Below are 24,106 nucleotides of genomic sequence, written 5' to 3' on the forward strand. Positions count from 1 at the left end.
AACGCCAGCAGCGTGGCGAGCAGGAAGGTCGGGATGAACTGCAGGACGCGGCGGAAAATATATGGAAGCACGGGCTACCTCGCTCAGCATGAAGCGCGGGGCCAGGTGGCCCCGCGCTCCTACGTATGACTCGCGGCGCTGGCGGGAAACGCCTTAACGCTTGATCCAGGTCAGGTCGATGACGCGCGGCCCGTAGAGGGTGCTGGCCGTCAGGCTGCTGATGGCAGAACGGGGGAATTCGCCCTGGGTCCGGTCGGTCCAGGCGTAGTGCACCGTCTGGGCGGCGAGCTGCACGTAGGGCTGCTGCTCGGCCTCGATACGCTGAATCTGGTTGGCGATCGCCTTGCGGGCGGCGAGGTTGAACTCCGCGCGGCCCTTCCAGTACAGGTTGATGGTCTGTGTCTCGAAGGGGAAGCGGCACTTGTTGCTCTGGTTGAACATGTGCAGGTTGCCGCCGTCGGCCAGGCCACTGCACTCGATCACGTTCGGGCCACTGATCGGGAAAACTCGGCTGCCGTTCGTCAGGCCGATCAGGATCGCGTCGAAGTTGCGGCGACCGAAGTTGCTCTTGGCATCGAGCATGTCGGTCATCTGGTTAAAGGCGATGAAGCTGGTGTTGACCTTCATGCCGACCTTCTTGGCCTCGTCCTGGATGATCTTGGCGAAGCCCTGGCGGCGCACGTTCTCCGCGTTGGTGATCAGCGTGAACTCCAGCTTGTTGCCCGCCTTGTCCACCAGGATGCCGTCAGGCCCCTTCTTGGTGAAGCCGAGTTCATTCAGCAGCTTGATCGCGCCCGCCGGGTTGAACTTGTACTTGTCCGCGCCGGTAGCCAGCCAGTCCTTGAAGACGGGATACACGCCGGTGTAGGTGGGCTGACCCAGACCGCCCAGCGTCAGGTCGACCATCGCGTCACGGTTGACGATCATGCTGAACGCCTGGCGGAACTTGGGGTTGCTGAACAGCTTGGTCTTGAAGGTGGCGCTGTCGTCCATGTTGAACACGACGAAGTCGCTGCTGGCACGGCCACTGGCGTTGGGGATCAGCACGCCGTTGATCTTCTTGGCGTCCATCGCGGCCTTCACCTGGGCGAGCTTGTCGCGGTTGTCGGGCGCGTACACGTCGATGTTGCCCGCCAGGAACTGCGTGAGCTGCGCGTTGGCGTCGGGCACCACGTTGATCTGGACGCTGTCCAGGTACGGGAGGGCCTTGCCGGCGCTGTCCTTGTTCCACTCGCCGAAGTAGGGGTTCTTCTTCAGCAGGGCGCGCTCACCGCGCTGGTAACGGTCGAGCATGAAGCTGCCGCTCACCACGATGTCCTTGGGGTCCGTGCTGATGGTCCACATGTTCTTGATGCCTTCGGCACCCTTGCTCTTGAACACGGGCATGAACACGTGGGTCGGCTCCGGCTCGAAGCCGGTCAGGAACTCCAGCGCCGTCACGTCGGCCTTGGGGAACACGACCTTGACGGTATCGCTGTCCACCTTGCTGACCTTGATGGGCTGGTCGTTGATGAAGAAGCTGTCGTAGCCGTTGCTGCCGATGTCCTTGTTGCTGTACAGCGTGTAGCTGGTGACCCAGTCGTCAGCGGTGATCGGCTTGCCGTCGCTCCACTTCATGCCGGGGCGGACATTGAACGTGAAGGTCTTCTTGTCCGCCGACTGGGTGTAGGAGGAAGCCATGTAGGGGTAGTACTCGTCCGTGATAGGGTCCTGGCCCAGCAGACCGCCCGCCGACATGTACGCGGGAAGGTTGGGGCTTTCCTTGCTCACGAAGGGGTTCAGGGTCTTGAAGTCCTGGAGGTTCACGGTGCGGAGAGTGCCGCCCGTCTGGACTTCAGCGGGCTTGTTGGTGGTCCAGCTTGCAGGGTACACAAAGGGCGCAGCCAGGCTGCTTCCGAGCGTCATCGCCAGCGCAACAAACAGGGCTTTTTTCATGACTTCCTCCTGGTCTGGAAATTCAGCGCACCCGGGCCTGAGCCTGGGGGCGGTCCAAACGGGCTATTTGGGGGTTCCAGCGCGGCCAATATAAGGACAACGTTTGCGTGAGGTCAAGTGCAGCCCCCACTATGGTGCATGACTAATCACACCTTCATCACAGGTAAATCAGGAAAGAAAGCGCGCTGCCAGCGCTTTTAGAGGCAGCTTCATATCCAGCGGCACCGCAGGGCGCGTCCAGCATGGGCGAGCGGAAAGAGGTCGGGCGCTGCATAAAAAAACCGCCCTGGCAGCCAGAGCGGTCCTGTGACGGGAGAAAGGGGAATGGGGAAATCAGTGCGAGACGAAGCTGATCAGCAGGGCCAGCAGCATGAACAGGCCGCCCAGCACGCTGGTCACGCGGACCAGGCCACCTTCCACGCCGCGCCCACCCAGCAGCGAGCCGCCCGAGGCCATGCTGGCCGTCAGCCCCGCCTGCTTGGGCACTTGCAGCAACACGAAAAACACCAGGCCCACACAGACCAGGGCGAACAGGACAATAAACAACGTCAGGATCATAGAAGTACCTCTGGTGGTGCCGGTGAGGGGAGCTGACCTCCTGCGGTGGCCCACTCTATTTGGGCGGGCCGCTGCGCTCTTGCCCCGGCAACAACCCTTGCGGACGAACTTTACCACAGGCCGCCCCACACCACAGGTGCGGGTGGAAGGGCTTCATGGGACGTCCGGGGCCTCTCTGTTCTCCAGCCACCCCTGGATCATAAAGGTGGGGCCAGGTTGCCGTCAGCCGCCCATCAACTGAGGGCGGCATCATGCCGCCCATGAAAAAGCTTCTGATGATTCCCGCGGCGATGCTGCTCGGTACGGCGGCGGCGGCTCCCAAGATCAGCGCCCAGAGCATTATCGTCAACCCCGCCCAGCCCGACCTCAGCGTCAGCGTGCGGGTCGACAAGGACACCACCGGCAACGCCAACCCCACCTACCGTGTCGGTGAGAACATCCGCATCAGCACCTCCGTCAACCGTGACGCTTACGTCTACCTCTTCAATGTTGACGCGACGGGTGAAGTCACCCAGATTCTCCCCAACCGCCTCGGCGGCGAGAACTTCGTGAAGGCCAACACCACCGCCGTCTTCCCGGCTCCCGATGCCACTTTCACCTTCACGGTGGGGAATGACACGGGGTTGAACAAGGTGCTGGCGCTGGCGAGCCTGACGCCGCTGAACCTGGACCAGCTCAGCTCGTTCAAGACGCAGCAGGACCAGTTCGCCACCGTGAATGCCCGTGGTCAGCAACAGCTCGCCCAGGCCCTCAGCATCGTGGTGAACCCCCTGCCCCAGAACAGCTGGGTCAGCGACACCGCCTTCTTCAACGTCACGGCCCGCACGCCCATCACCACCGGGGGCCTGTTCGTGGGCACCAATGTCCCTGACGCCACGGTGTTCCTGAACGGCCAGCGGCTCGGCAGCGCGGACAGCACCTTCAGCAACATCCGCCCCGGCACCTACCCCGTACGCGTGCAGGCCCCCGGCTTCGCGGACTACAACACCAGCGTCACGATCCAGGCGGGCAGCACCACCAACCTGAATGTGGACTTCCAGGCGGTGGCCGTGGTGACGCCCGCCCCGCAGAGCAGCACGCCCGTGCTGGACCTGTTCCGCAACCTGCTGGGGGCCGCGCTCGGTGTACCGCTTCAGGACCCGGCCCGCAGCGCCTACGACCAGAAGGTGCGTGACCTGCAAGGCCAGGGCTACCGCCTCCAGCAGACCCGCAACGTCGCGGGCGGCTACGAGGGGCTGTTCGTGAAGGGCGCAACCACCGCTACCGTGACCGTCACGCTGGGCAGCAACCGCACCGTGAACGTGCAGGTGACCGAGAACACCGTCTACCGCTACTGAACTCAGCCTCCCGCTAGGCCCGCCTCTTCCCGAGGTGGGCCTTTTTGCCGTCTATCGGGGGAGGGGCACGGGTCATGCGCTGTCCTGCCCCTCCCCCACCCACAGCCGCTTGAGGTTGATGCGCCCGTACACGTCCGGGTGGACGTCGCGGATCAGCGGGTGAACGGCGCGGCGCTTGACCCGGTGGTGGGTGAGGTTGACGTGGCCCGTGCCGCTCAGCAGATCCTCCACCCGGTCGAGAATCGCCTCGTACTCCGCGAAGGTCTGCGCGGTCCGGTAGCCCTCCAGCGCCCGGTCCACCTCGGCCAGCACCGCCGGGGGGAGCAGGCGGCGAAACAGCAGCTCGGGCTGCCCCATGGCCGTCCAGAAGGACAGGTGCTCATCGGCCCCCGCGACCTCCCCCAGCAACACGAGGTCGGCGTCGCTCCCGCGGTCGGGCGTGGCGCTGAGGGGATAGCGGCAGAGCGTCATGGGCAGCCCGTGGCGGGCGGCGCGGGCCAAGAGCCACTCGCCCTCCGCCATCGGGTCGGGCAGGTCCAGCACCCAGAAGCGCAGGGGCGGCCCGGTGTAGGCGGCCTGCCGCAGCAGCTCGGCGGCCCGTTCCTCCGAGCGGGGGCGGGGCGGCTTCCTGGCGCTGCGGCGCGGGAAGAAGGAGGTGGCGGGGATCAGCGGGTCCGTGCGGCCCGTCTCCTGCCAGAAGGCCGCCACGTCGTGCAGCTCGCAGACGGCGGCGCGCAACGCCGCATTCCGGGCCGCCGGGCGCTCCCCGTTCCAGATCAGGAACTGCACGCCGACCTCGGCCTGCCAGCCGTCCACCGAGGCGGGCGCGGCCCCGTCCACCTGATAGTGCCGGACGTTGCCGTGTCCGCCGTGCCCCACCCGGTACACCTCTACCTCGTCGATCAGGGGCCTTCCGGCGAAGTGCGCGTCGAAGGCCGTGAGCCGGAAGCCCCCGTCCAGCCGCGTCCAGCGAAAGGCCCCGGTGCCCACCGGCTGCGTCTCGTCGAAGGGCAGGTCGCGCGGGAGGATCAGCGCCTGGGTGTCGGCCAGCCGCCGGGGCAGGAAGGCGTCCGGGCGGGCGAGGTGCAGCCGCAGGGTGTGCGGCCCCAACACCTCGCTGCCCAGCAGGTCGGGCAGGAACCAGGGCGCACCGGCCTGGAGTCGGTCGAGGGTAAAGCGCACGTCGTGGGCGTCCAGGGTCCGGCCGTGGTGAAAGGCCACCGCCTTGCGCAGGTAAAAGGTCCAGCTCAGCCCGTCCGGTGAAGCCCGCCAGTGGTGCGCGAGGTGGGGATGCAGGGTCCAGGTCTCGGGGTCGAAGCGGGTCAGCGGGTCCAGCACCTGGGCGAGCAGGTGCGCCTCGGCCGTCGCGCTGGCATGGAGGGGATCGAGACTGGTGAGGTCGCGGGTGAGGACGGTCCGCAGCCGGTCCACCCCCGCCCGTGTGGCGCTGAGGCCAAAGACGCTGCGGGTGGCGTCGGTCAGCACCCAGGCGCGCGGGAAGGGCAGGCGCGAGAGCCGGGCGAGGTCCCCGGCGGCCCCTGCCCCGGCCAGGTGCGCCGTCAGCGCCTCCAGCTCTGCCCTCAGCCCGGCAGCAAAGGCGACGCGGGAGGTGCGGCCTCTTCCCCGCCCCGGTGTATAGGTCAGCCTCCCCTCCCCGGCCAGCCGGACAAGCTGCCGCCGGGCCGTCCTAGCACTGCACTGCCACCAGGCCAGAGCGTCCTCCAGCCGCAGCTCATGGCAGGCGCGCTCGCCGTCGCGGACGTGCAGGGCGGCGCGCAATTCCAGATAGGGCCAGTCCGGGGACAGAAAAGGGGTCATCCGCCCCCGATTCTGACTCTTTTTTCCCCTTTTGGTGCCCGCCAGACTGGGGCGCATGTGGCGGGAACTGCACCCCAACGTCCGTGTCCGTATCGTCAACTCCTTTCTGGCCCGCATGGTGGGGGGCGCGGTCTTTCCCTTCATGGCGATCTACTTCACGCACCACCTGGGGCCGGGGCTGGCGGGCGCGCTGCTGGCCGTGCTGGTCGGCGTGCAGTTCGTGGCGGGGCTGTACGGCGGGGGCCTGGCCGACGTGTGGGGCCGCCGCCGGACGCTGCTGGCGGGGGAATGGCTCAAGCTCTTCGCCTTCCTGGTGCTGCTCGCGGCCAACCTGCATACGCCGCTGCCGTGGCTGACCTTTGCCGCCCTGATCGTCATCAACGTCTCCAGCGGCCTGATCAACCCGGCGGCCGAGGCGATGCTGGTGGATGTCAGCACCCCCGAGACGCGCACCTTTATGTACGCCGTGAACTACTGGGCCATCAACGCCAGCCTCCTGATCGGCACGCTGCTGGGCGGGTGGCTGTACCAGGACCACTTTCCGCTGCTGCTCGCGGGGCTGTGCGTGATGTCGGGCGTGACCCTCTTCCTGGCCTGGTCGCGCATGACCGAGACGCTGGGCGGCCCCCGCCCCTCGCGGGAGGAGGTCCGGCAGCAGATGGGCCTCGGCCCGCTGGCCCGCAGCTACGCGCAGGTGATGGGCGACCGGCCCTTCCTGCTGTTCCTGCTGGGCTTCCTGCTGCTGATGACGGTCGAGTTCGGGCGCTCGAACTTCATTCCGGTGCATCTGGCAGGCTCCTTCCCGGAGCAGACCGTGCTGGGCCTGAGGCTGGACGGCGTGAAGGCGATGAGTGTGCTGACCGCCGTCAACACGGTGATGATCGTGGCCCTCACGGTGCCGGTCACGACCTGGGTGAAGGGCCGCGACCTTACGCGGCTGATGGCGGTGGGCTTCGCGCTGTTCGCGCTGGGCTTCGCGGTCCTGAACGTCAGCCTGAGCCTGCCCGTGCTGCTCGCGGCGAGCGTGCTGCTCAGCCTGGGCGAACTGCTGTACGTGCCCACCCGGCAGGCCCTGCTGGCCGACATGGTGCCCGCAGAACGCCGGGGCGCATACCTGGCGGTGAACGGCCAGACCTTCACGGTGGGCAAGTGGCTCGCGGCGCTGGGGATTCCGCTGGGCGCGAGCATCGGTGGGGCGGGAATGGCGCTGGTGACCCTGCTGCTGGGCCTGCTCGCCATCGGCCTCAGCGTGGCGGCCGTCCGCCAGCGGAGCCTGGCCCGCCAGACCCAGGCCCCCGCGCCTCAGGGGGTCTGAGGGCAGCGCCGCCCATTTGGAGGGGCTGACCCGCTTGTAGGACAGGCCGATGAATAATAATGAGTCCTCGACATCCAGGGAGCGTACAAGCTGCCCGGTCGCCCCCTCTCCCCATCCCTCTCCCGCAGGGGAAGAGGGGGTAGGCCATCCATCTTGATGTCAGCAGATCAACTTCATCCCGTATAGGGGGACAGACAGCAAGAAGCCCCTCTCCCCTTGCGGGTGAAGGGCCAGGGACCAGGACAGCGCAGGCCGCCCATACGAATTCCGGTTGCGCCGTGATGGCCTCACTGCGAAGCCCGACTGGAAGGAGAAGGGGACGGCTTCCAGAATGAAGTGAGCCTTCGGGAAAGCGCCGAAGGCTCATGGAGTGGCCGGAATCCGTATCAGGTGTACTTGAAGACTTCCATCAGCTCGTCGACGAGTTCCTTCTCGTCGCCGCGTGTGGCCGCCGTCGCCACATGTGCCTCAAGGTGGCCTCGCAGGACCACACTTGCCGCGCCGTCGAGCGCGCCCTGCACTGCCTTGAGCTGCCGCAGCACATCCACGCAGTACACGTCTGGGTCTTCCAGCGAGCGGCGGATGCTCTCCAGGTGCCCGCGGGCGATGGCGAGACGACGCGCCGCCCGCTTGCGGCTCTCCTCCGGCATGCAGAGGTGATGGCCCGCGTGGTCGTGCGTCCCCTCGTGGGGGGTCACGTCCAGCCGTTCGGCCGCCGTCTCTTTCGCCATTACGGGTTCGCCACCTGCGCGCCGTAGCCTTCCTCGACGACGGCCGCCACGAGCTGCTGCGGTTCGGCCGTGCCCTGCACGACGGCCTTGCCGGTCTTCAGGTCCACCTGCGCGTCGCTCACGCCGGGAACGTTCCTGAGGGCCTTCGTCACGCCCGCCTGGCAGTGGCCGCAGGTCATGCCGGTGATGTTCAGTTCGGTCTGTGTCACGGGTCTTCCTCCTGGCCTCAGGATATATCCTCCCCCCTGGGGTGTCAATTCTTCGGAGGAAAGTTGGCGCGGGTAAGCTCCTTCTCAGGACCTCTTGTCAATCCTCCTGCCTGGGGTCTATCCTGGGAGCATCGGTTACCCCCCCGAGGGGGATAGGAGGAAGTGAAGATGACAAAGACCATCGAACTCGGCGTGCAGGGCATGACCTGCGCCAGTTGCGTTGGAAGGGTCGAGCGCGGCCTGAAGAAGGTGGAGGGAGTCGAGGAAGCCAACGTCAACCTCGCCACCGAGCGGGCCACCGTCACCTACGACCCCGCCCGGACCACACCGCAGGCGTTGCTGGAAAAGGTGAAGGACACCGGCTATGAACCGGTCGTGAGCCGACTTGAGCTGGGCGTGCAGGGTATGACCTGCGCCTCGTGTGTGGGGCGGGTCAAGCGTGCCCTGAAGAAGGTGGACGGCGTGCTGGATGCGGGCGTGAACCTCGCCACCGAGCGCGCGACCGTGCAGTACCTCCCTTCCAGTGTCAGCGCGGGACAGCTCAAGGCGGCCATCCGGGAGGCCGGGTACGAGGTGCTGGAGCAGCAGGCGGGCCTCAGCCGCGAGGACCAGGAACGGGGGGCGCGCGAGCGGGAGGTGGCCCACCTGCGCCGCCAGGTGCTGTTCAGCGCCGTGTTCGCCGTGCCGCTGCTGCTGCTGGCGATGGTGCCGATGCTGATCCCCGGCGTCGAGGACCGCCTGATGACCACCTTCGGCCACGGCGTGATGACCACCCTGAACTGGGTGATGCTGGCCCTGGCCCTGCCGATCCAGTTCGGCCCCGGTCTGCGCTTCTACCGCCTGGGCTGGAAGAGCCTCAGGAACCGCGCGCCCGACATGAACGCCCTGGTGATGATCGGCACCACGGCGGCCTTCCTGTACTCGCTGGTCGCCACGGTCGCGCCCGGCCTCTTTCCGGAGGGGACCGCGCACGTGTACTACGAGGCCTCGGGCGTGGTGATCACCCTCATCCTGCTGGGCAAATACTTCGAGGCCATTGCCAAGGGCCGCAGCAGCGAGGCCATGAAGAAGCTGCTCAGCCTGCAAGCGAAGACGGCGCGGGTGGTGCGCGGCGGGCAGGAACTCGACCTCCCCACCGATGAGGTCCTGGTCGGTGACCTGGTGTCCGTCCGTCCCGGCGAGAAGATTCCAGTGGACGGCGAGGTGGTGCAGGGGGCCAGCTTTGTCGACGAGAGCATGATCACCGGGGAACCCGTGCCCGTGGGCAAGCAGCCCGGCGCACCGGTGGTGGGCGGCACCATCAACGGGAACGGGGCGCTGACCTTCCGCGCCACGCGCATCGGGGCCGACACGGCGCTGGCGCAGATCATCCGGCTGGTCGAGACCGCGCAGGGCAGCAAACCGCCCATTCAGGGCCTCGCGGACCGGGTGGTCGCGGTGTTCGTGCCGGTCGTGCTGGGTATCGCCGCGCTGACCTTCCTGCTGTGGCTGATCTTCGGCGGGCAGACGGCCCTGAGCTTCGCGCTGATCACGACCGTCGCGGTGCTGATCATCGCCTGCCCCTGCGCGATGGGCCTCGCCACGCCCACCAGCATCATGGTCGGCACCGGCAAGGCCGCCGAACTCGGCGTGCTGTTCAAGGGTGGGGGTGCCCTGGAGGGCCTCCAGGCCGTGCAGGTCGTCGCAGTGGACAAGACCGGCACGCTGACGAAAGGCAGGCCGGAACTCACCGACCTGGTCACCGCCCCCGGCTTCGACCGCGTGACTGTCCTGAAACTCGTCGCGGCGGCGGAGGAGCCGAGCGAGCACCCCATCGCCCGCGCCATCGTCGAAGCGGCGCGGCGGGAGGGCATCGCCACCGTGAAGCCGGAAGCCTTCGAGGCCGTGCCCGGTTACGGGCTGGAAGCGCGGGTGGACGGGCACCTCGTGCAGGTGGGGGCGGACCGCTACATGACCCAGCTTGGACTGGACGTGAACGCCTTCGCGGGGCAGGCGGGACGCCTGGGCGACGAGGGCAAGAGTCCGCTGTATGCCGCCGTGGACGGCAAGCTGGCCGCCATCCTCGCCGTCGCGGACCCTATCAAGGACGGCAGTCCGGAGGCCGTGGACGCCCTGCACCGGATGGGCCTGAAGGTCGCCATGATCACCGGGGACAACGCGCGCACCGCGCGGGCGATTGCCCGGCAGCTCGGTATCGACGAGGTCCTGGCGGAGGTGCTGCCCAGTGGCAAGAGCGACGCCGTGAAGGCACTCCAGGCCAGGGGGCAGAAGGTCGCCTTCGTCGGGGACGGCATCAACGACGCCCCCGCGCTGGCCCAGGCGGACGTGGGCCTGGCGATTGGCACCGGCACCGACGTGGCGGTCGAGACGGCGGACGTGATCCTGATGTCGGGCGACCTGCGCGGCGTGCCCAACGCCCTGGCCCTCAGCCGCGCCACGTTGCGGAACATCAAGCTCAACCTCTTCTGGGCCTTCGCCTACAACATCATCCTGATTCCGGTCGCGGCGGGCGTCCTGTACCCGGCCTTCGGCGTGCTGCTCAGCCCCGTCCTCGCGGCGGCGGCGATGGGCTTTTCCAGCGTCTTCGTCCTCACCAACGCGCTGCGGCTGCGCGGTTTCCAGCCGCCCGTGAAGCCCGACGCCGTTCCCGTTCCAGCCCCCACCCCCGTCCACGCCTGAAGTTTGCGGCCAGGAGAGAACCCATGACCAAGCTCAATGTCGGCCCTTACGTCGCCTCCCTGAAAGCCGGCCCCACCCTCGTTCGCGACCGGCAGGCGTTCCTGGAACGTGCCCGCCTACGTGACGAAGTCCCGACCGTCGCCGGAATGCCCCTGGTAGGGCTGGGCGGCTCGTGCGGCAAGCCCGCCTTCCTGCTGCCGTACCTGATCCGCTGGAGCGACCGGAACACCCTCGCGCTGGAGGAGGTGGCTGCCGAGTTCGGCTGCTTCGTGGAATACGGGGCGTACCCGCACCTGAAGCTGGAGGACGGCGGGCAGGAGGTCGCGGCCGTGCAGGACTGGAGCCACATGGCGATGGTCTTTCTCCGCCCCGGCTACGAGCGCGGCCAGGAACTGCTCGTGCGTCTCCGCGACGCGCTAGGACCCACCCCCCCTGAAGCCTGAGCCGGCAGACAGAATAAGGCCCCCTCGCTGAAGGGGGCTTTTCGTTGACGCACCCCAGCAGCCTGTTCATACCAAATTGCGATGATTCCCAGGAATCATCCGAGCGGACTGGCACAGCTGAGGAGTGGCGTCCCCAGGGGCGTCCGTTCACGACGACGGCGCAGCAGAGCGAGAAGCAAAAAGGACGGGGTTGCGGAGGTGGAACCGCCCAGTGTCCAGAGCCGCCTCTGGACACGCTTTCAGGGCGGGCAGGAACATCAGGTGCTTTCCCGGATGTTTGGGAACCGAAGCAATCCCGTATTAGGCTCCCGGCAGGGTAAAGGTGAACGTGCTGCCGCCCCCGCCCGACGTGACGCCCATGTGGCCGCCCATCTGCTCCACCAGGCCGCGTGCGATCGTCAGGCCGACACCGCTGCCCTCCCCACGGGTCCGGGCCGGGTCCGCACGGTAGAACCGCTCGAAGATGCGGCCCAGATGCTCGGCGGGGATACCGCTCCCGGTGTCCTGCACGGCGAACTTCACCTGCCCTCCCGCCTCCTGCACCGTCAGCGTGACCCGGCCTCCGGGCGGCGTGTGGCGCAGGGCGTTAGACAGCAGGTTGGACAGCACTTGCAGCGCCCGCTCGAAGTCGGCCCGCACCTGCGGCGCAGGGCACGCCTCCGGCACGACCAGCGTGACGCCGCGCTCCCCGTAGGCATCCCCGAAGCGTTCCAGCGCCGCGGCGAGCAGCGTCCGGGCGCTGAAGGGGGTGGGGTGCAGGTCCACCCGGCCCGCCTCCACGCGGGACACGAGGCCGAGGTCGCTGGCGAGCCGGGCCATGGCGCGCACCTCCCGCCGCAGGGCGGGCGCGGCCTGTTCCGGGGTCATCACGCCGTCCGTGAGCGCCTCGGTGTATCCGCGCAGGGCGGCGAGCGGCGCGCGCAGCTCGTGCCCCACGTTGCCGATCAGGGCCACGCGATCCTGCTCTACCCGTTCCAGCGAGCGGGCCAGCACGTTGAAGTTGTGGGCGAGGTCGGCCAGCTCGTCGCGCCCCGTCTCGGGGAGCCGCCGGGCGTACTGTCCCGCTGCGAGGGCCTGGCTGCCCTCCGAGAGCAGGCGCACCGAATGCACGATGCGCCGCGACGTGAGGGAGGCCGTGAGGGCGGCCACCCCCACCGCGAAGGGCAGCGCCGCCAGCAGGGCGCTGTGGAGGGTGCGGCGCATCCCGCGTTCCAGGTCCGGGCGCAGGGCACGCCCCTCAGGGCCGATCAGCGCCGTCATCTGCTCGACGTGGTGGCGGTAGAAGCTGGGCGCGCTGACTTCCACCACCAGGAACAGGGCGATCAGCGCAACCAGGATCACCAGCAGGTGGCCCAGGAACAGCCGTGGGAAGAGCCTCACGCCTCCTCCCGGAAACGGTACCCGACGCCCCGCACCGTCTCGATGAAGCGCGGCTGCTCCGGCTGCTCTCCCAGCTTGCGGCGCAGTCCGGCCATGTGGACATCCACCACCCGCTCCACGCCGGGAAAGTCGGCCCCCCAGACCCGCTCGAGCAGGCGGTCGCGCGACCACACGAACCCCGGATGCCGGGCGAGGGTGAGCAGCAGGTCGAACTCCAGCCTCGACAGGGCCAGTTCCTGGCCGTCCAGGCTGGCGGTGCGGGTCCGCTCGTCCAGGTGCAGGCCGCCCGAGGACACGCTGTCTTGCAGGCGCGCGCGGCGCAGCAGGGCACGCACCCGCGCCACCACCTCGCGGGGGGAGAACGGCTTGGTGACGTAATCGTCCGCACCGACCTCCAGGCCGCGCAATTTGTCCTCCTCCTCGCCGCGCGCGGTGAGCAGCAGGATCGGGAAGTCCGGGTGGTCCCGGCGCTGCCGGCGCGCCAGTTCCAGACCGCTCGTGCCGGGCAGCATCCAGTCGAGGACGGCCAGGTCGGCCTCCGCCAGCCTCGACTGCCCCGCCGCCCCGTCCCGCGCCTCCAGCACCGTATGGCCCTCGGCGCGCAGGTAGGCCCCGAGAATCTCCAGGATGGCGGGGTCGTCGTCCACGATCAGGATGCGGGCCATGAGCGCCCCCCAGGGTAAGCGCCAGCGCGGGCCGGGATCAGCCGCGGCGGGTGAGCCACTGCCGGAAGGCGTACATCTCGTCCGCCTGCGCCCGGATGATGTCCCGCGAGAGCTTGAGCACGCGGGGGTCACTGCTCTTTTGCAACGCGAGGCCCGCCATGCCGAGCGCCGAGGCGTGGTGGGGCAGCATGCCCTGCACAAAGGCCCGGTCGGGATTCTGCGCGGTCTTCAGCGGCGTGAGCATCCCCCGCATATCCCCGGCCATCGCACTCTGCATCTGCCTGTCGGCCCCGCCCAGGGCCTTGAGCCAGGTGTTCATCTCGCCTATCTCGCGGGTCTGCTCGCGGATGACGTCCGCCACCCAGGCCTTTACCTGCGGGTCCTTCACCCGGCCCTGCACGGCGCGGGCCATGTCCACGGCACCCTGGTGGTGCGCGACCATCATGGAGAGGTACGCCCGGTCGAAGGCCTTCCCGCTCAGCCCGGCCAGGCCACCCAGGTCGTTCATCCCGTGGGACATCGGCGCGGCGCTGGCGGGTAGGCCGTGCCCGCTGTGGTCCATCTGGGCAAGGGCGGGGGTGGCCGCCGGGGTCAGGGTGATGAGGGCCGTCAGGACAAGACTCTTCGGCTGCATGGCGTGAGGCTACCGAGCTCCCGTTCAGCTTCTGTAAAGGCGGCCCTAGCCCGCAACTCCCCGCCTGGCGAGGGCAGAAAACGGCGGCCTTCATGCCCTCTTCAGCGCAATGTTACAGAACCTGAACACGCATTCCCTACGGTGGACAGGTCCAGCCACCCCACCGCCCCCATTCCACCCCGGAGGTCCCCATGCCGCAAGCCATCCAGGCCATGCTCGCCACCCATCCCCAGCAGGACGCTGCCGCCCTCAACATGCAGGCCCTCACCGCCTGCATCGAGGCCTGCGCCGAGTGCGCCCAGGTATGCACCTCCTGCGCCGACGCCTGCCTGGGCGAGCGGGAACACCTGATGCACCTGGTGCGCTGCATCCGCCTGAACCTCGACTGCGCGGATATCTGCGCGGCGACCGGGCGGGTCGTGACGCGCCTCACGCAGGCCGACCCGGCGGTCCTGCGCGCCCAGTTGCAGGCCTGCGTGGCGGCCTGCCGGGCCTGCGGTGACGAGTGCGAGATGCACGCCCGCGAGATGAACATGGAACACTGCCGCATCTGTGCCGAGTCCTGCCGCCGCTGCGAACAGGCCTGCCAGCAATTGCTGGGAGGAATGAACGCCTGAACCGGCTGGGAGGAGTGGAGGGGGCAGCCTGATGCAGGCTATCCCCCTCCACTCCTCCTGACTTTTTACGCGCTCAAGCATGCAGAACGCCCCCGGCGGCGTTTCCCCCCTACCCCTGTGCCCGACAAAACTGTCCGCGACCCTGGAACTTCTGCTCCCGGTTCCACGGTGCCCCGGCTTGCACCCCCAGCCCAAGCAAAATGCCCATGCAGACGCATGAGCATTGCTTCCTGGTGCCGGTGAGGGGACTCGAACCCCTACGGTTTCCCGCTCGATTTTGAGTCGAGTGCGTCTACCAATTCCGCCACACCGGCCTGATACTGCTGCCTTGCGGGGCCAACGCGGATGCTAGCGTGCGGGAGGTCCGGGGGTCAAACCGGCCCCCTTAAACCGGCTGGGGTTCGGGGTGCGCGCCGATGCGGCTCCCCAGGTCGCGCCGCCGCTGCGCCCCCGCAAAGTCCACCCGGTCCGCGAGGGCGTGGGCCAGGCCCAGCGCGGCGTTCAGGGTGGGGGCGGTCGCGGTCACGGCCAGCACCCGGCCCCCCTGGCTGACCAGTTGCCCGCCCTGTTCGGCGGTTCCGGCGTGATAGATCACCTCGCCGGGCCGGGGCGCGGGCAGCCGCAGGGGAATCCCCGTTCGGGGTTCGCCGGGATAGCCGGGGGCGGCCAGAATCACGACGGCGCTGGCCCCCTCCCGGAACTGCACCGAGGCGGGATCGAGGTGCCCCCGCGCGGCATCGAGCGCGTGCCGGGCGAGGTCGGAGGCGAGCAGGGGCAGCACGGCCTCGGCCTCCGGGTCCCCGAAGCGGGCGTTGAACTCCACCACCTTCGGCCCCACCGGGGTCAGCATCAGACCCGCGTACAGCACGCCGGTAAAGGGGTGCCCCTCGGCGCGCATTCCGGCCAGGGTGGGTTCGACGATCTCGCGGCGAACCCGGTCCAGGTCGGCCGGTTCCAGCGGGAAGGGGCAGATCACGCCCATGCCGCCCGTCATCGGGCCGGTGTCGCCCTCGAAGATGGTCTTGTGATCCTGGCTGGGCGGGGTCAGGGCGTAGCGCTCGCCGTCGGTCAGGGCCAGCACCGTGACCTCCTGTCCGGTCATGAACTCCTCCAGCACGGCCTGCGCGCCGTCCTGGGAAAAGATGTCCCGCAGGGCCGCCTCCGCCTCGGGAAGGGTGTGCGCGATGGTCACGCCCTTGCCCGCGCGCAGCCCCGCGTCCTTGACGACCAGCGGCAGCGGCTGCGCGGCAGCATACGTCAGCGCCTCCTCCAGCGCCGTGAAGCTGCGGTGGGCGGCGGTCGGGATGCCGTGTCGTCCCATAAAGGCCTTGCTCCAGGCCTTGTCCCCCTCCAGGCGGGCGGCGGCGCGCGTCGGGCCGAAGGCGGGGACGCCCCGTGCCTGGCAGGCGTCCACCAGCCCGGCCGCGAGGTAGGCCTCCGGGCCGACGATCACCACGTCCACCCCCTCGCGCGCGGCGAGGTCGGCCAGCGTGCCAGGGTCCTGCGGGCTGGCGATGACGCGGGCCTGCCGGGCGATGCCGGGATTGCCGGGCGTGCACAGCACCTCGTGGCCCGCACGCTGGCAGGCGTCCACGATGGCATGCTCGCGGCCCCCGCCCCCCACAACCAGCACGCGCATCAGCCCTGGCTCCGGGGTGCCGCGGCGCGGGCGGCGGCGCGCTGCCAGTACCGCGCCAGGCCCTGCACGCTCATCCAGGGGGGGCAGGCGAACTCGTAGCGCGCGGGCAGCTCGGGGGCTTCCTCGCGCAGCTCGTCCAGCAGTTCGGCGGTGAAGCGTTCGGTGATGGCCTCCAGCGGCTCGCCCGCCTCCAGGCCCGCGCGCACCCGGTCGGCGTCCTGTTCCAGCGTGGTCAGCAGGCTGTCCCAGTGCGCCGCCTCCTGGGGTGCGCTGCCAAAATGCGCGAAGTTCAGCGTGCGGGCGTCCACGTTCCGCAGCGCAGCGACGCTCTCCCGCCAGGTGGTCAGGTCGATGTCGGGCGGCGGGGTGGGGGCGCGCGGGGTCTGGCGCGGGTCCAGGCGAACCCCGCCCACATCCCCCACGAAGAGGTCGTCGCCCACGTGGTAGGCGAGGTGGTGGACGGCATGGCCCGGCGTGTAGAGCGGCAGCACTTCCGTCCGACCGACGCGGAGCGTCTCGCCGCCCGCCAGCACCTTCAGCCGGTCCGGGTCGATGGGCCGCATCTCGCCCCACAGGCGGTCCATGTGTTCGCCGTAAATCTGGCCTGCGCTCGCCATCAGCCGCTCGGGGCGCGCGAGGTGCGCCGCGCCGCGTTCGTGGACATAGGCGCGCGCGCGGGGCACCCGGTCCAGAATCGTGCCCGCCGCGCCCGCGTGGTCGAGGTGGATGTGGGTCAGCAGCAGGTGGCGCACGTCGGAGAGCGAGGCTCCCAGGTCCGCCAGACCAGCCTCCAGCGCGGGGAGGGTGCTGGACGGCCCCACGTCCACCAGCGCCAGCCCGTCACCGGTGTCCAGCACGAAGGAGGCAATCACGCCGGGCACGTCCTGAAAGTTCAGGTCGAGGCGCTGCGGCCCGCTCATGCTTTCCCCGCCAGGCGGGCACCCGCCAGCAGCGCGGCGGCCGCGTACTGCACGGCCACGATAGCCCGGATGGTGCCCACGTTGGCCGCCTTTCGCAGCGGCCCGAGGCTCAGCGCAAGAATCAGGGTCGCGCTCAGCGCGATGAATGCCACCACCAGCCACAACACCATGCCCGGAGTGTACCAACCGCGCCGGGGGCCAGCGCACAGGGGCGGGTCTGCCTGGCTGTCAGGGTCCTGCAAGGGGCCTGGCCCTACCCTGCCAGCATGGCCCCGAATGCCCTGCTGCCGACCCTCCCCCTCCGTCCCCTGGGCGGCCTGACCGCCCTCCTGCTCGCCCTGCTGGCCGCGCCGCACGCGGAGGCGCGCAGCCTCGCCCAGATCAAGGCCAGTGGCGTGCTGCGCGTGGCGACGACGGGCGACATGCCGCCGTTCAGCCTCGTGAGTGGCGGGCGCTACAGCGGCTTCGAGCCGGAGCTGATCGAGGCCCTGGCCAGCAGCCTGGGCGTGCGGGTCGTGTACGAGACGGTGCGGGGGGACCAGTTCACCCGGCTGCTTCAGGAAGACCAGGTGGACGCGGCCATCGGCGCGCAGGCCATCACCAGCACCCGCGAGAACAAGGTGGATTTCACCTCTCCCACGGTCTGCGCGGGCGTCTCGGTGGCGTCGATGAACCCCAGCCTCCAGAAACACACCGATCTGGCGGGCAAGACCATCGCGGTGAGCGCCGGCTCGGTCATGCAGGCCTACGTGCAGAAGCTGCCCTTCGAGAAGAAGGTGAACGTCTACCCCACCGTCAACGACGTGGTCTATGCCGTGATCTCGCGCTCGGCGGACGCCACCTTCGCGTACCGGGTGATGGAACCGGCCTTTAAAAAGATGCTCCCCAAGGCCAACCTGTCCTTCGGGCCGGAACTGTGGAGCGTGCCCATCGGCATCATGGTGCGCCAGGAGGACGACAGCACGCGCCTGGCCCTGAATGCCGGCCTCGCCCGCTTCATGCAGAGCGGCGGCTATGCGGCCCTCAGCCTCAAGCACTTCGGCCGGGACATGCGCTGCACGAGCTGAGGACGGCTGTCACGGTCGGGGGAGGGGGGTCATGCAGGTCCTCTCCCCCGTTTGCTGTAGCGGTAGCGACGGCCCGCCCGGGGTTACTCGCGCCGCCCGCGGCTGAGGTCAATCAGGGCATCCCAACTGTCGGGCTGCGTGGGGTCGTCGAGGGCGGCCTTGTTGCGGCCGGTGAAACCACACTTGCGGCAGCGGTGGAGGATGATCCAGCCCTTCTTGCTGCTCTGTTCCACACCAACCGGCACCATCACGCCGTGGCAGTCGCAGGCGCGGTCGCCGGGCTGCACGTCCACATGCAGGGAGTGCAGGCAGGCGGGGCAGTGGTTGCGCACCGAGCCGTTCTGAAGCGGCTGGACCGCCGCGCCGCAGTGGGCGCAGGTAAAGGCGTTGTTGGTGCCCTGCACCGTGAAGCGCCGCGCCATCACCCTGGTCCCCTGCCCCGCTGCCCCCCACGGCGGGCCGCCCAGCGCGAGTCCAGAAACGCGCGGATGCCCGGCACCGACACCAGGCACAGGCCCAGCAGCAAAAAGCCCACGCCCGCCAGGCTGATGATCCAGCCCTGCCAGCTTCCGACCGCTGCCAGCATCCCCACCACGAACACCAGCAGACCCGCGAACATGCTGAAACCCACCGTCAGCCGCCATGCCCACACACTGCCGCGCCACACCTGTCCCAGCAGCACGGCCGTCGCGCAGGCGTACAGCACGTTCCGCACCAGGTTCGCCGCGCTGCCCTGAAGCAGATGCCCGAAAAAGGGCGTCGTCGCCAGCATGAACAGGCCCGCCAGGACCACCAGCGTGGGAAGCCGCCCCGCCTCGGCCAGGGCGGGGTCGAAGGGGGACGGGTCCGGCCCGCGCGGAGGAACACTCACCCCCGTATTCCAGCACAGCGGGGGGCAGCAGACCAGGACAGCGGTCACGGCGGGAAAGGTGAAGGTTCCCTGCCCCCCAGATCGGCCCCAGCCCTGTGGTAAACTTCGCCTTGCCTATGGAGCCTCCCAGTTCTGGCTCTGACCTGACGCCCGGCCCTGACCGCCTGCGGGCGGGTTTTTTGCTGTGGCACACGAAAACTTCCGGTGACCGACACCTGGCCCCGCGGTGGGCGGGGTGGGCAGCATGTGCCCTCGCGGTGTACCGCGGCGCGGTGGAGCGCGCGAACAGATGAATGATTGGATTGGAGTGGCGTCCCTGCTGTTTCTGGTGATCGCCAACGGATATTTCGTGGCGGTCGAGTACGCGCTTGTCAGTGTGCGCCGCACCCGCATCGACCAGCTCGCCCAGGAGGGCAACGGGGCGGCGCGGGCCGTGCAGCGGGTGTTGGGGCGGCTCGACCTGTATATCGCTGCCATTCAGCTGGGCGTGTCGATGATGAGCCTGCTGATCGGCTTTATTGCCGAGCCGGCCATCGAACACCTCGCGGAGCCGCTGTTCGTGCGGGCCGGAGTGCCGGAGCCGTGGCAGGGACGGGTGGCCTTTTTGCTGGCCTTTGCCCTCTCGACCACGCTGCATATCGTGCTGGGGGAGCTGGTGCCCAAATCGGCGGCCCTCCAGAAAAGCGAGCAGCTCGCGCTATCGCTGGTGCGCCCGCTGGTACTGTTTACCACCGTCTTCCGGCCTATCATTCTGGGCCTGAACGGGCTGGGGGCCTTCGTGCTGCGCCTGCTGGGCCTCAAGGCTGTCGCGGGGCACCACGCCACCTACTCGGAAGAAGAAATCCGCATGATTGTCGGCGCGTCGAGCCAGGAAGGCGTGCTGGAGGACGAGGAAAAGGAACTCGTCTACAACGTATTCGACCTCTCCGACACCACCGTGCGCGAGGTGATGACGCCGCGCATCGACATGGTGGTCGTGGACGGCGCGGCCCCCCTGCGGCGGCTGCTGGAGCTGAACAACGAACACGGCTACTCGCGCGTGCCGGTCTACCAGGACACCGCCGACAACATCGTGGGCATCGCGCACACCAGCGACATGCTGCGCCACCTGAACACGCTCGACGAGACCGTTATCGCGGACGTGATGCGCCCGGTGTACTTCGTGCCCGAGGGCATGAAGATCAACGACCTGCTCAGCAAGATGCGCGACAAGAAATCGCACCTGAGCATCGTGGTGGACGAGTTCGGCGGCACCGCCGGGCTGGTCACGCTGGAAGACGCCCTGGAAGAAATCGTGGGCGAGATCTACGACGAGACCGACGAGGACGAGGTGCCCCTGATCGAGGTGCTGGGTGAGGGCGTGTACCTGATGGACGCCAGCCTGACCGTCGGTGAGGTGGAAGAGCGGCTCGGCACCAACCTCGAAGACGGCGACGGCGAGTACGACACCCTCTCGGGCTTCATGACCAGCCACTTCGGGGATATTCCGGAAGCCGGGCAGAGCTTCGTGCATGGCGGCTGGGCCTTCACGGTCGAGGACGCCGATCAGCGCCGCGTGACCCGCGTCCGGGTGGAACGCGCCCCCGAGGTGCTGGTCTTCACGGCAGAAGAGGAACAGCCCCATGAGTAACCCCCCCGAAACCCTGACCCCCGTGACCCCCGACCCCCAACTGCTGGAAGGGGCCAAAGCCGCCTTCCGGCAGGCCTACGCCCCCTACAGCAAGTTCCGCGTGGGCGCGGCGCTGAGAACGCCAGATGGCCGCGTCTACTTCGGCGCAAATGTCGAGAACGCCAGCTACGGCCTGGGCCGCTGCGCCGAGCAGTCCGCGGTGCAGGCGATGGCAACCGCTGGGGCGCGCGAGTTCACCGACATCGTGGTGTATTCGGAAGCCACGCCGCCCGCCAGCCCCTGCGGTGCCTGCCGTCAGGTCCTGTTCGAGTTCGCCCCCGACGCCCGCGTGGTCTGCGTGAACCAGCACGGCGACGTGGTCAGCGGCCTGGTCCGCGACTTCCTGCCCCACGGCTTCCGGCTGGAGCAGCGCGACGACGGGCACGAGGTGGGGACCGAGTAGGCGAAGAGATGTTCTTGCATAACCTGCCTGCTTTCCTATTGGGAGCAGGCAGGTTATTTCGCATTCCTGGCAAACGAGGCATACAGGAGCAGCAGGAGTGCCGCCGCCACACTCCCCAGGTGGTAGACCCTGAAAAAGACCAGCGAGGAGATGAAGTGCAGCAGGATAAGCACAGCAATGAGGAGAGGCCAGGCCGACAGAAGGCTCTGCTTTTTTGGATTCATGCTGCCCCCAGAAATTAGAACCACAGGAAACGATGAAGTCAGTCCAACCTAGCAGGACGGTCTGGACCTCGCGGCCCAAAACGCGCCCTCAGCCACGGCGGGGCGCGTTGTTCAGTGCAGCGGAATCCTGAAGCTTTCCCGTCCGCGCGCCACGGTCACAGCCTCGCCGGAGGGGTCGAGACGCACGGTCGCTCCGGAGGTGCCAGGCGTCTTCCAGAAGCCAGAACGTGTGACCTGACCGCCCGGAACGTCGTGCAGCCGAATCTCGCCGTTCGCGTACAGCACGGCAATCCGCTCGCCGTCGTCCGTCAGGTCGGCGGCCACGGAGCCGCGGGGGAAGGTGCCGAGGCCAGGGTACAGCTGCATGGGAGCCGGGAGTTTGGCGCGGAGTTCGCCAGTGCGCGTGGAGAACACCATCGCCGGGGCCTCCCCACCCGCTACGCTGAACAGGCCGCTGTTTGGGATGAAGTCCACCTGCAAGCCCGGCAGGAACACCCGGCGCGTCTGTGACCCGGCCAGTTGGGCCAGCCGTTTCCCGGTCGCCACGTCCCACACGCTCAGGTCGTAAGGGTAGGCGTGCGTGACCAGGGTGCGGCCGTCAGGCGAGAAGGCTGCCAGGCTCACCTTGTCCGATTTGCGGTCGGCGGCCAGCAGCGTGGCGCGGCGCTGTCCGGTCGGCACGTCCCAGAGCTGGACATAGCCGAAGGCCCCCAGCAGGGCCAGCGTCCGCCCGTCCGGGCTGAGCGGCCCGACCCGCGCCCAGCGCAAACCCGGCGTGGTGGCGGTCCAGAGGGTCTGACCCGCGTCCGTTACAGTGAGGGTGCCCGTTCTCGCCTCCGGGGAGTCCGGCTCGGTGGTCACGGTCGCTTCCAGGGCCGCCGCGGCGGGGGCGAGCAGCAAGGCAGTCAGGAGAAGGGATTTCAGCGGCATGGGGCCTCTTTCGTATCGGAGAGCGCGGGGACAGGCAGCGTCGTCACGGTGAGGGGCCGCAGGGTGGGCAGGGCATAGCGGGTGGTCGTCGTGAGAGAGCCGGTGGCGTACCCCCCGTTGGGGCCGAACACCTCACTGTTCATCGCCACACACAGGTCACGGTCCCGCAGCCACAGCGGCCTGATATGCGAGTTGCTCTGCTGGTTGCCGGAGAGAACCGGGCGTGGGACAGCAGCCCGGCTGCCTCCCGACAGATTCCACAGCCGCACCGTGTTCTCGCCAGCGCCGAGCAGATACTGCCCGTCCGCCGTCCAGAGGAGTTGCCGCACGTTGCTGTTCTTCAGCTCCAGCACCGGCCGACCGGGCTGGGCAAGGAACACCTGACAACCACCGTACTTGCCAATTTCCCAGCAGAAGCGGACGGCGGCAGCGTCCCCACGGGGGGACAGCAGCGTTTGCTGATGCGTCCAGGGGTATTCCTCACGCCCCTTGTTGGAGGGGCCGAAGACCCGGACCGTGTCCCGACCTCCGAAAGCCACGCTCACTTCTGGCGCAGCACTGACGGGGGAAGTGGCGAGGGCCGCCAGCAAAAGCGCGAACATGCCCCAGCCTACGCACCCCACATGACGGCGACGTGACGCCAACGCCGGGAGGGGAGAACCTTGCCTCGGCTCTCCCCTCCCGGCGGTCATGACTCTCTGGCTTCAGTCGTGGGCGGCGACCACCTCCTTCTCGCCGTGGAACTGCTGCTCCTCGGTGCTGCCGGTGAGGGCGGTGGTGCTGCTCTGGCCGCCGCCCGCCGCAGTGCTGACGAGGTCGAAGTAGCCGGTGCCCACCTCGCGCTGGTGCTTGACGGCGGTGAAGCCCCGGTCCTGCGCGGCGAATTCCTTTTCCTGAAGTTCGACGAAGGCGGGCATCTGGTGGCGAGCGTAGCCGTAGGCCAGCTCGAACATCGCGTGGTTGAGGCTGTGGAAGCCCGCCAGCGTGATGAACTGGAACTTGTAGCCCAGCCGGCCCAGCTCGACCTGGAACCTGGCGATCGTCTCGTCGTCCAGGTTCTTCTTCCAGTTGAAGGAGGGCGAGCAGTTGTAGGCCAGCAGCTTGCCGGGGAACTTGGCGTGGACGGCTTCCGCGAAGCGGCGCGCATCTTCCAGGTTGGGCACGCTGGTCTCGCACCAGATCACGTCGGCGTAGGGGGCGTAGGCCAGCGCGCGGCTGATGGCCTGCTCGATGCCGGGCTTAACGTAGTAGAAGCCCTCGGGGGTGCGCTCGCCGGTCGTGAAGGGCTTGTCGTTGTCGTCGATGTCGCTGGTGAGCAGGTTGGCGGCGTCGGCGTCGGTGCGGGCGATCAGGACGGTGGGGACGCCCGAGACGTCGGCGGCGAGGCGGGCCGCGTTCAGCGTGCGGATGAACTGCGAGGTGGGCACCAGAACCTTGCCGCCCAGGTGGCCGCACTTCTTCTCGGAGGCGAGCTGGTCCTCGAAGTGGACGCCCGCCGCGCCCGCCTCGATCATGGCCTTCATCAGCTCGAAGGCGTTCAGGGGGCCGCCGAAGCCCGCTTCCGCGTCGGCCACGATGGGCACGAAGTAGTCGATGTCGTCCTTGCCCTCGGCGTGCTGAATCTGATCGGCGCGGCGCAGGGTGTTGTTGATGCGCTTGACCACGTCGGGCACGCTGGAAGCGGGGTAGAGGCTCTGGTCGGGGTACATCTGCCCGGCGTTGTTGGCGTCGCCCGCCACCTGCCAGCCGCTGAGGTAGATGGCCTTGAGGCCCGCCTTCACCTGCTGCATCGCCTGGTTGCCCGTCAGCGCCCCCAGGGCGTTCACGAAGGGTTCTTCCTTCATCAGCCGCCACAGCTTCTGCGCGCCGTGCTTGGCGAGGGTGAACTCGATGGGCAGACTGCCGCGCAGCCGCACCACGTCCTCGGCGGAGTAGTTGCGCTTGATGCCCTGCCAGCGTTCCTCGGTCTGCCAGGTTTTTTCCAGGATTTCAGCGTGCGTTTTGGGGCTGTGCTGGCTAGAGTTGGGGGACATGGTCGGCTCCTCGGGGGTGTGAGAGGCTG

The 24,106-nt window shown here is 68.5% G+C and carries 25 protein-coding genes and 1 tRNA gene (1 of these 26 cut by a window edge); 8 read left to right on the forward strand and 18 right to left on the reverse strand.

Annotated elements, in window-relative coordinates; genetic code table 11:
* The 3 genes from ABEA67_RS08755 to secG form a co-directional block, all read right to left on the reverse strand.
* A protein-coding gene (locus ABEA67_RS08755; RefSeq protein WP_345463946.1) for an ABC transporter permease crosses the window boundary here: on the reverse strand, window positions 1-71 show its start. 913 nt of this gene lie to the left of the window's left edge; the window shows 71 of its 984 coding nt (coding positions 1-71); the start codon lies at window positions 69-71; its stop codon lies beyond the left edge, outside the window.
* Between the two features lie 82 nt (window positions 72-153).
* Window positions 154-1,935 carry an ABC transporter substrate-binding protein gene (locus ABEA67_RS08760; protein WP_345463949.1) on the reverse strand — a complete coding sequence of 594 codons (1,782 nt, stop codon included), beginning with the start codon at window positions 1,933-1,935 and terminating at the stop codon, window positions 154-156.
* Between the two features lie 333 nt (window positions 1,936-2,268).
* On the reverse strand, window positions 2,269-2,493 hold the full coding sequence (secG, locus tag ABEA67_RS08765; protein ID WP_345463952.1) for a preprotein translocase subunit SecG: 225 nt from the start codon (window positions 2,491-2,493) through the stop codon (window positions 2,269-2,271).
* A gap of 260 nt (window positions 2,494-2,753) precedes the next feature.
* On the opposite strand from secG, the gene ABEA67_RS08770 reads away from it, so the two are divergent.
* Window positions 2,754-3,830: a DUF4384 domain-containing protein gene (locus ABEA67_RS08770; protein WP_345463955.1), complete on the forward strand. Its 1,077-nt coding sequence runs from the start codon at window positions 2,754-2,756 to the stop codon at window positions 3,828-3,830.
* A gap of 72 nt (window positions 3,831-3,902) precedes the next feature.
* Here the strand turns inward: ABEA67_RS08770 and ABEA67_RS08775 are convergent, their stop codons facing one another.
* Window positions 3,903-5,648, reverse strand: a complete 1,746-nt coding sequence (locus tag ABEA67_RS08775) for an ABC transporter substrate-binding protein (protein WP_345463958.1) — start codon at window positions 5,646-5,648, stop codon at window positions 3,903-3,905.
* A 55-nt stretch (window positions 5,649-5,703) separates the two neighbouring features.
* Between ABEA67_RS08775 and ABEA67_RS08780 the strand changes: the two genes are divergently transcribed.
* Entirely contained in the window at window positions 5,704-6,963 is a 1,260-nt protein-coding gene (locus ABEA67_RS08780) for an MDR family MFS transporter (RefSeq protein ID WP_345463960.1), read from the forward strand.
* Window positions 6,964-7,349: 386 nt separating this feature from the next.
* Here the strand turns inward: ABEA67_RS08780 and ABEA67_RS08785 are convergent, their stop codons facing one another.
* Together ABEA67_RS08785 and ABEA67_RS08790 are read right to left on the reverse strand one after the other, a co-directional pair.
* Window positions 7,350-7,694, reverse strand: coding sequence for a metal-sensitive transcriptional regulator (locus ABEA67_RS08785; protein WP_425557170.1), 345 nt, complete (start codon window positions 7,692-7,694; stop codon window positions 7,350-7,352).
* Entirely contained in the window at window positions 7,694-7,903 is a 210-nt protein-coding gene (locus ABEA67_RS08790) for a CopZ family metallochaperone (RefSeq protein ID WP_345463963.1), read from the reverse strand. The genes ABEA67_RS08785 and ABEA67_RS08790 overlap by 1 nt, the downstream gene beginning before the upstream one ends.
* Before the next feature lie 168 nt (window positions 7,904-8,071).
* On the opposite strand from ABEA67_RS08790, the gene ABEA67_RS08795 reads away from it, so the two are divergent.
* Together ABEA67_RS08795 and ABEA67_RS08800 are read left to right on the forward strand one after the other, a co-directional pair.
* Window positions 8,072-10,582, forward strand: coding sequence for a heavy metal translocating P-type ATPase (locus ABEA67_RS08795; protein WP_345463966.1), 2,511 nt, complete (start codon window positions 8,072-8,074; stop codon window positions 10,580-10,582).
* Between the two features lie 23 nt (window positions 10,583-10,605).
* Window positions 10,606-11,025: a hypothetical protein gene (locus ABEA67_RS08800; RefSeq protein ID WP_345463969.1), complete on the forward strand. Its 420-nt coding sequence runs from the start codon at window positions 10,606-10,608 to the stop codon at window positions 11,023-11,025.
* Window positions 11,026-11,325: 300 nt separating this feature from the next.
* Here ABEA67_RS08800 and ABEA67_RS08805 read toward each other — a convergent pair whose 3' ends face one another.
* Genes ABEA67_RS08805 through ABEA67_RS08815 form a run of 3 tightly spaced genes read right to left on the reverse strand, consistent with a single transcriptional unit; the run spans window position 11,326 to window position 13,704 of the window.
* On the reverse strand, window positions 11,326-12,405 hold the full coding sequence (locus tag ABEA67_RS08805) for a sensor histidine kinase (protein WP_345463972.1): 1,080 nt from the start codon (window positions 12,403-12,405) through the stop codon (window positions 11,326-11,328).
* Complete coding sequence (locus ABEA67_RS08810; RefSeq protein WP_345463975.1) at window positions 12,402-13,070, reverse strand: winged helix-turn-helix domain-containing protein; 669 nt, start codon at window positions 13,068-13,070, stop codon at window positions 12,402-12,404. Before ABEA67_RS08810 ends, ABEA67_RS08805 begins: the two co-directional genes overlap by 4 nt.
* A gap of 37 nt (window positions 13,071-13,107) precedes the next feature.
* Window positions 13,108-13,704, reverse strand: coding sequence for a DUF305 domain-containing protein (locus ABEA67_RS08815; protein WP_345463978.1), 597 nt, complete (start codon window positions 13,702-13,704; stop codon window positions 13,108-13,110).
* A 191-nt stretch (window positions 13,705-13,895) separates the two neighbouring features.
* On the opposite strand from ABEA67_RS08815, the gene ABEA67_RS08820 reads away from it, so the two are divergent.
* A complete protein-coding gene (locus ABEA67_RS08820; RefSeq protein WP_345463981.1) occupies window positions 13,896-14,321 on the forward strand; it encodes a four-helix bundle copper-binding protein in 426 nt (141 codons plus the stop codon).
* A gap of 231 nt (window positions 14,322-14,552) precedes the next feature.
* Here the strand turns inward: ABEA67_RS08820 and ABEA67_RS08825 are convergent.
* The 4 genes from ABEA67_RS08825 to ABEA67_RS08840 form a co-directional block, all read right to left on the reverse strand.
* Window positions 14,553-14,635: transfer RNA gene (locus tag ABEA67_RS08825), tRNA-Leu, on the reverse strand.
* A 71-nt stretch (window positions 14,636-14,706) separates the two neighbouring features.
* Window positions 14,707-15,960, reverse strand: a complete 1,254-nt coding sequence (purD, locus tag ABEA67_RS08830) for a phosphoribosylamine--glycine ligase (protein ID WP_345463984.1) — start codon at window positions 15,958-15,960, stop codon at window positions 14,707-14,709.
* On the reverse strand, window positions 15,960-16,880 hold the full coding sequence (locus tag ABEA67_RS08835; RefSeq protein WP_345463987.1) for an MBL fold metallo-hydrolase: 921 nt from the start codon (window positions 16,878-16,880) through the stop codon (window positions 15,960-15,962). Before ABEA67_RS08835 ends, purD begins: the two co-directional genes overlap by 1 nt.
* Window positions 16,877-17,050, reverse strand: a complete 174-nt coding sequence (locus ABEA67_RS08840) for a hypothetical protein (protein ID WP_345463990.1) — start codon at window positions 17,048-17,050, stop codon at window positions 16,877-16,879. The genes ABEA67_RS08835 and ABEA67_RS08840 overlap by 4 nt, the downstream gene beginning before the upstream one ends.
* Window positions 17,051-17,146: 96 nt before the next feature.
* Between ABEA67_RS08840 and ABEA67_RS08845 the strand changes: the two genes are divergently transcribed.
* Window positions 17,147-17,947, forward strand: a complete 801-nt coding sequence (locus ABEA67_RS08845; protein WP_345463993.1) for a substrate-binding periplasmic protein — start codon at window positions 17,147-17,149, stop codon at window positions 17,945-17,947.
* A gap of 83 nt (window positions 17,948-18,030) precedes the next feature.
* On the opposite strand, the gene ABEA67_RS08850 is transcribed toward ABEA67_RS08845, so the two are convergent.
* Both ABEA67_RS08850 and ABEA67_RS08855 read right to left on the reverse strand, forming a co-directional pair.
* A complete protein-coding gene (locus ABEA67_RS08850; protein WP_345463996.1) occupies window positions 18,031-18,369 on the reverse strand; it encodes an RNHCP domain-containing protein in 339 nt (112 codons plus the stop codon).
* Window positions 18,369-18,818 (reverse strand): hypothetical protein, encoded by a 450-nt coding sequence (locus ABEA67_RS08855; protein ID WP_345463998.1) that lies wholly within the window; start codon window positions 18,816-18,818, stop codon window positions 18,369-18,371. Before ABEA67_RS08855 ends, ABEA67_RS08850 begins: the two co-directional genes overlap by 1 nt.
* A gap of 289 nt (window positions 18,819-19,107) precedes the next feature.
* Between ABEA67_RS08855 and ABEA67_RS08860 the strand changes: the two genes are divergently transcribed.
* Complete coding sequence (locus tag ABEA67_RS08860; protein WP_345464000.1) at window positions 19,108-20,448, forward strand: hemolysin family protein; 1,341 nt, start codon at window positions 19,108-19,110, stop codon at window positions 20,446-20,448.
* Window positions 20,441-20,890, forward strand: coding sequence for a cytidine deaminase (gene cdd, locus ABEA67_RS08865; RefSeq protein ID WP_345464002.1), 450 nt, complete (start codon window positions 20,441-20,443; stop codon window positions 20,888-20,890). The genes ABEA67_RS08860 and cdd overlap by 8 nt, the downstream gene beginning before the upstream one ends.
* A 335-nt stretch (window positions 20,891-21,225) precedes the next feature.
* Here the strand turns inward: cdd and ABEA67_RS08870 are convergent, their stop codons facing one another.
* The 3 genes from ABEA67_RS08870 to aceA form a co-directional block, all read right to left on the reverse strand.
* Window positions 21,226-22,044: a WD40 repeat domain-containing protein gene (locus ABEA67_RS08870; RefSeq protein ID WP_345464004.1), complete on the reverse strand. Its 819-nt coding sequence runs from the start codon at window positions 22,042-22,044 to the stop codon at window positions 21,226-21,228.
* A complete protein-coding gene (locus ABEA67_RS08875) occupies window positions 22,035-22,646 on the reverse strand; it encodes a WD40 repeat domain-containing protein (RefSeq protein ID WP_345464007.1) in 612 nt (203 codons plus the stop codon). Before ABEA67_RS08875 ends, ABEA67_RS08870 begins: the two co-directional genes overlap by 10 nt.
* Window positions 22,647-22,748: 102 nt before the next feature.
* Complete coding sequence (gene aceA, locus ABEA67_RS08880) at window positions 22,749-24,077, reverse strand: isocitrate lyase (RefSeq protein WP_345464010.1); 1,329 nt, start codon at window positions 24,075-24,077, stop codon at window positions 22,749-22,751.
* Window positions 24,078-24,106: the final 29 nt, after the last annotated feature.

It is taken from the genome of Deinococcus carri, from assembly GCF_039545055.1.
Taxonomy (GTDB): domain Bacteria; phylum Deinococcota; class Deinococci; order Deinococcales; family Deinococcaceae; genus Deinococcus; species Deinococcus carri.